Here is a 4724-nt window from a genome sequence, read left to right as displayed (position 1 = left end):
CGAGATCCTCACGCTCGACCAGCGCGCCAGCATCGATGTCAACGTGCTGGCCGGCGCGGCCAGCGAAATGGTCTCCTCGCCCGATGGCCAGCTTCTGGCGCTGGTGGCCAGCACCGATGTGTTCCTGCTCGACCGGGCCGGCAATTACCGGCAGGTGACCTCCACCCCCGGCGAGGAAAAGAACATCGCCTTCTCCCCCGATGGCGCCATGCTGGTCTATGCCGCCCAGCGCGGCCATGAATGGGGCCTTTACGCGGTCGATTTGCAAAGCGGGGTGCTCGACCAGCCCCTGGCCATGCACTACGCGGAAGTGCCGCTGTTCGTGCCCGAAGAGGGCAATGCCTTCCAGCCGGCCTTCGCGCCGGACGGGTCGCGCCTGGCTTTCCTCGCCGACCGGCGCGAGGTCAAGGTGCTCGATCTGCAAAGCGGGGACGTCACCGCGCTTTTCGGACCCGATGACTATAATTCCTCCTATGGGGATGGCGATCTGTGGTTCTCCTGGTCGCCCACGTCGCGCGATCTTCTGGTGCAGTGGCGCACCCAGAGCGGCATGGATGCCAGCAAGGCCGCCATACTGGCCGCCGACGGCTCCGCCCCGCCGCGCCTGGTGACGCAGGGCCTGTCCAATTTCTCGGCCGGCATGTGGAGCCTGGACGGCACCCAGGTCATCGGCCAGACCGATCTGTTCGGGGTGCGCTCGGCGCAGCTCCATAGCCTGAGCACCGATCTTTACCGCATCTTTCTGTCCGAGGCGGCGCGGCAGGATTTCCTCGATATCGGGGAGGGCAATTTCCCTCAGGCCGAGGATGAGGACGCTCCGTTCGAGCCGCGCCGCTACGAGGTGGATGGCCGGCGCAATGCCCGCCTGGGCGAAAGGCTGACCACGGGTCTGGCCAGGCTGCTGCTGATGGAGCCGCTGGCCGACTATTCCGGCCTGTTGCTGGCAACCACCGATGACGGCGCCCAGGTCGATATCGAGGTGCTGGACCTGCGCAGCGGCGCGCGCACGCCCATCCAGACGGTCGAAGCGCCGGGGCTGCAAGCGCTGTCCTATGTGCCAGCGCTCAACCTGATCGATTTCAAGCTGGACGATTCGGTGCTGTCGGTGCCGGTCTTCGATCCCAATGGCATCGCTGCCATCCCGGCGCGCATCTTCACCACGGTCAATCCCGACCGGCGGCGCCAGGCGGCGTTCGAGCAGGTCTGGGCGGATCTGAAATACCGCTATTACCAGCATGAAATCGAGGGCCGGGACTGGCAGGCCATCGGGGCGAAATACCGCTCCTACCTGGCTTCCATCGCCACCAGCCGCGAGCTGGCCGAACTGGTCGGGGCCATGTATGGCGAGCTTTCCGCCTCGCATCTGTTCAGCAGCTTCCACGGCGAGGAAGGGGCGCGGCTGGGCCTTGGCACCTATAATGACGTCCTGGGTCTTTATCTCGACCATGGCTATGACGGGCCGGGCCGGCGGGTGGCGGCGGTGCTGCCGGGCGGCCCGCTCGACCGGGCCGGGCTGGGCGTGGATGCCGGCGACGTCATCACCTCGGTCAACGGCGTGGCCGTGCCCGAGGCCGGTGGGCTGGAACGGCTGCTCGACGTCAATCTGGGCAAGCGCGCCCTGGTCGGCCTCGTCGATCACGACGGGCAAGAAGAACGCTTCATCTATGTCGAGCCCATCGACTATGGCCGCCAGCTCGGCCTGGCGCGCCAGCGGCTGCTCGATGCGCGGGCGGAAATGGTCGAGACCCTCTCCAATGCCTGCGTCGCCTACCAGTATGTGCCGGCCATGGATACGGACTCCTATCTTGGGGTGCTGGGGCGGCTCTATTCGGCGCGCGGCATCGCCAGGGCGGCACTGATCGATGTGCGCTCCAATGGCGGGGGGAACCTGACCCGCGAGCTCATCACCCTGCTTTCGGGCCAGCCCTATGCGCTGGTCGGCCGCAATGGCGACCCGATCACCACCGAGCCGAATAATCGCTGGCTCTGGCCCAGCGCCGTCCTGGTCGACAGCTTCGGCTATTCGGATGCGGCGATCTTCCCGCAGGCCTATCAGGATGCGGGCATTGGCCGGCTGGTGGGCGATGTGGTGCTCAATACCGGCACCTATGTCGCCCAGATCCGCAGCAAGCTGGTGCCGGGGTTCATCTATACCATCCCCATCCTGCCCAGCCGCCGGCTCGATGGCTCCTATTACGAAAATCACGTGATCGAGCCGGACATCGCCGTGCCCTTCGATCCCAATGCCACCGGGATCGGGGTCGATCCGCAGCTTGAGGCGGCGGTGGCGGCGCTGATGGCGGAGATCGGCCCGGATGCCGATTGCCGGCTGCCGTAAAACAATAAAGGCGCCCCTTGGGGCGCCTTTTCCGTTCGATGCTTATTTGGCCTAGCGAGGCTGTCCGCTTCAACCAGCAAAGAAGGGCTGGGTGCCGTGGGCCTCGATGGCGGTGGCGAGGCGCCCCAGCGCATGGATATAGGCGGCCGAGCGGGCCGAGACATTGCGCTCCCGGCCGATGGTCCAGATGGCCCGGCCTTCGCGCTCCATGGTCTTTTTGAGGCGCGAATGGATCTCTTCGAGGTCCCAGTAATAGCCCTGGCGGTTCTGCACCCATTCGAAATAGGAGACGGTGACGCCCCCGGCATTGGCCAGGATATCGGGCAACACGATGACGCCGCGGTCGTTGAGGATGGTGTCGGCTTCCGGGGTCACCGGGCCATTGGCCAGTTCCAGCACCACCTTTGCGCGGATCGAGCCGGCATTGGCGCGGGTGATCATGTCCTCGAGCGCGGCGGGAACCAGCAGATCGGCCTCCACGGCCAGAAGCTGGTCGGGAGAGATGGCCCGCGCGCCCAGAGCGTCGGCCAGGTCCGCGATGCAGCGGCCGGCGGTCTTGGCGGCGATCAGTTTGTCGACATCGAGCCCGTCGGGCTTGTGGATGGCGCCGGTGGAGTCGGAGACGGCGACCACCTTGTTGTTGTCGGCGGCGGCGAGGGCGGCATAATACTGGCCGGCATTGCCGAAGCCCTGGATGGCGACGGTGTGGTTTTCCTCAAGGCCCAGTTCCTCGGCCAGATGGCGCACCAAATAGAAGCCGCCGCGGGCGGTGGCGTCGTTGCGGCCGAGCGAGCCGCCCAGGGCGATGGGCTTGCCGGTGATGACGGCGGGCGAAACCGAGCCGGTGATCTGGTTATATTCGTCGGCCATCCAGCCCATGATCATGGCATTGGTATAGACGTCGGGCGCGGGGATGTCGCGGTCGGGGCCGATGGTGGTGGCGAAGGCCTGCACATAGGCGCGCGACAGGCGCTCCAGCTCCGAGCGCGAGAGCGCGCGCGGATCGACCCGCACGGCGCCCTTGCCCCCGCCATAGGGCAGGTTCATCACGGCGCATTTGAAGGTCATCCAGAAGGCCAGCGTCTCCACTTCCTCGATATTGCTGTCGGGGTGGAAGCGGATGCCGCCCTTGGTGGGGCCGCGCGTGTCGTCATAGCGGCAGCGCCAGGCCAGGAACGACTTGCGCGAGCCGTCATCCATGCGGATGAGCAGGCGCGTCTTGGTCGTTTCTCGCGGGTATTTGAGTTTTTCGATCACATCCTGGTCGATCTTGAGGTGGTTGGCGGCCTCTTCGAGGCGAACAAGCGCGCGGTCAAACAGATTGTCGTCAGACATGGCAGACCCTTGGTGAGCGTGGAGGTGAGCATCGGCGCAGGATGATGCGGGCGTCTTTCTGCCACGATCCCGCCCTATAGGTCAACAAAGCTGTCTCAATCTTTGCACTTTTTCTAAGCACCTTCCGGCAGCGGTGCCTATTGAGGGGGCAAGGCCTCGTCTTCCCGGACCGTCAGGCGATGCCGTTGGCGCTGAGCAGCAGCCAGAAGAGGATGGTGCTGCTCAGCGCATGGGCGATGCTGGTCCAGAATACCGAAAAGCTGCGCCAGGCCAGCCAGGTCCAGAACAGGCCCAGAAGGGCGCTGCCGGCCAGCAGGGCGGCGGGGTCGATCGGCAGAACCAGGCCCGGCAGGGGCCAGAGCGCGCCCTGGGCCAGAAGCGGCAGCAGCCAGCTCAGCGCGAAGCCGAGGCGCGGGGTTTCCCCGAAGCGCGAGAGCAGGGCGCCGCGCCAGCCGATCTCGGTCAGCGGCCCGTGCAGCAGGCCGATCAAGGCGGCGAGGCTGGCCGCCGGGCTGGTCAGAATGGCGGTGTGGGGCATGAGCAGCGCCAGCGCCAGCGCCGGGGGCTGGAGCGCCAGCAGGATGAAAATCCACCAGTCGCGCCAGGCCAATTTTTCGGAAAACAGCAGGGGCCGGTCGAGCGGATCGATGTGGAACACCATTGCCGGCAGGCCGAACAGCAGCGCCTGCGCACCCAGCATGACGAGCAGGAAACCGATGCCCTCGACATGGCGGGCGACGACCGGCCCCAATGCATAAAGGGCGGCGAGAGCGAAGAGGGTGTGCAGGAGCAAAGCGAGGCGGGGCCGGGTCATGGCGCCACGATATACGCCCCATCCTCACCAGCGGGTTTATCCGGACCAACCGGGGCCGCGCAAACGCAGCCCCGCCCCGCCGGAGCGGCGGCCCTCAGTTGAGGCTGCGCCGCTCGACCAGTTCGAAATCGTCGGCCGCGGAATCGACGCGCAGCGCCAATTGCTGGCGGTCGAGCTCGGCGAGCCACGCCGTCCAGGAGCAGGGCGTCATGTCGTCGGTCTCGTCCAACCCGGCTC

At 66.3% G+C, this 4724-nt stretch carries 3 protein-coding genes; 1 reads left to right on the top strand and 2 read right to left on the bottom strand.

Annotated features, from left to right (window positions below):
- Nucleotides 1-2338 (top strand): S41 family peptidase (locus VDP82_RS14070; RefSeq protein WP_323015478.1); only part of this gene is annotated, 2338 nt, incomplete at its 5' end.
- 69 nt (nucleotides 2339-2407) lie between these two features.
- On the opposite strand, the gene VDP82_RS14065 is transcribed toward VDP82_RS14070, so the two are convergent.
- Both VDP82_RS14065 and VDP82_RS14060 read right to left on the bottom strand, forming a co-directional pair.
- A complete protein-coding gene (locus VDP82_RS14065) occupies nucleotides 2408-3673 on the bottom strand; it encodes a Glu/Leu/Phe/Val dehydrogenase (RefSeq protein WP_323015477.1) in 1266 nt (421 codons plus the stop codon).
- A 172-nt stretch (nucleotides 3674-3845) separates the two neighbouring features.
- Nucleotides 3846-4487 (bottom strand): type II CAAX prenyl endopeptidase Rce1 family protein, encoded by a 642-nt coding sequence (locus VDP82_RS14060; RefSeq protein WP_323015476.1) that lies wholly within the window; start codon nucleotides 4485-4487, stop codon nucleotides 3846-3848.
- Nucleotides 4488-4724: the final 237 nt, after the last annotated feature.

Origin of the sequence: Devosia sp., assembly GCF_034675085.1 — a bacterium.
Classification (GTDB): Bacteria; Pseudomonadota; Alphaproteobacteria; order Rhizobiales; family Devosiaceae; genus Devosia.
This window is presented reverse-complemented; position numbering and strand designations above follow the sequence as displayed.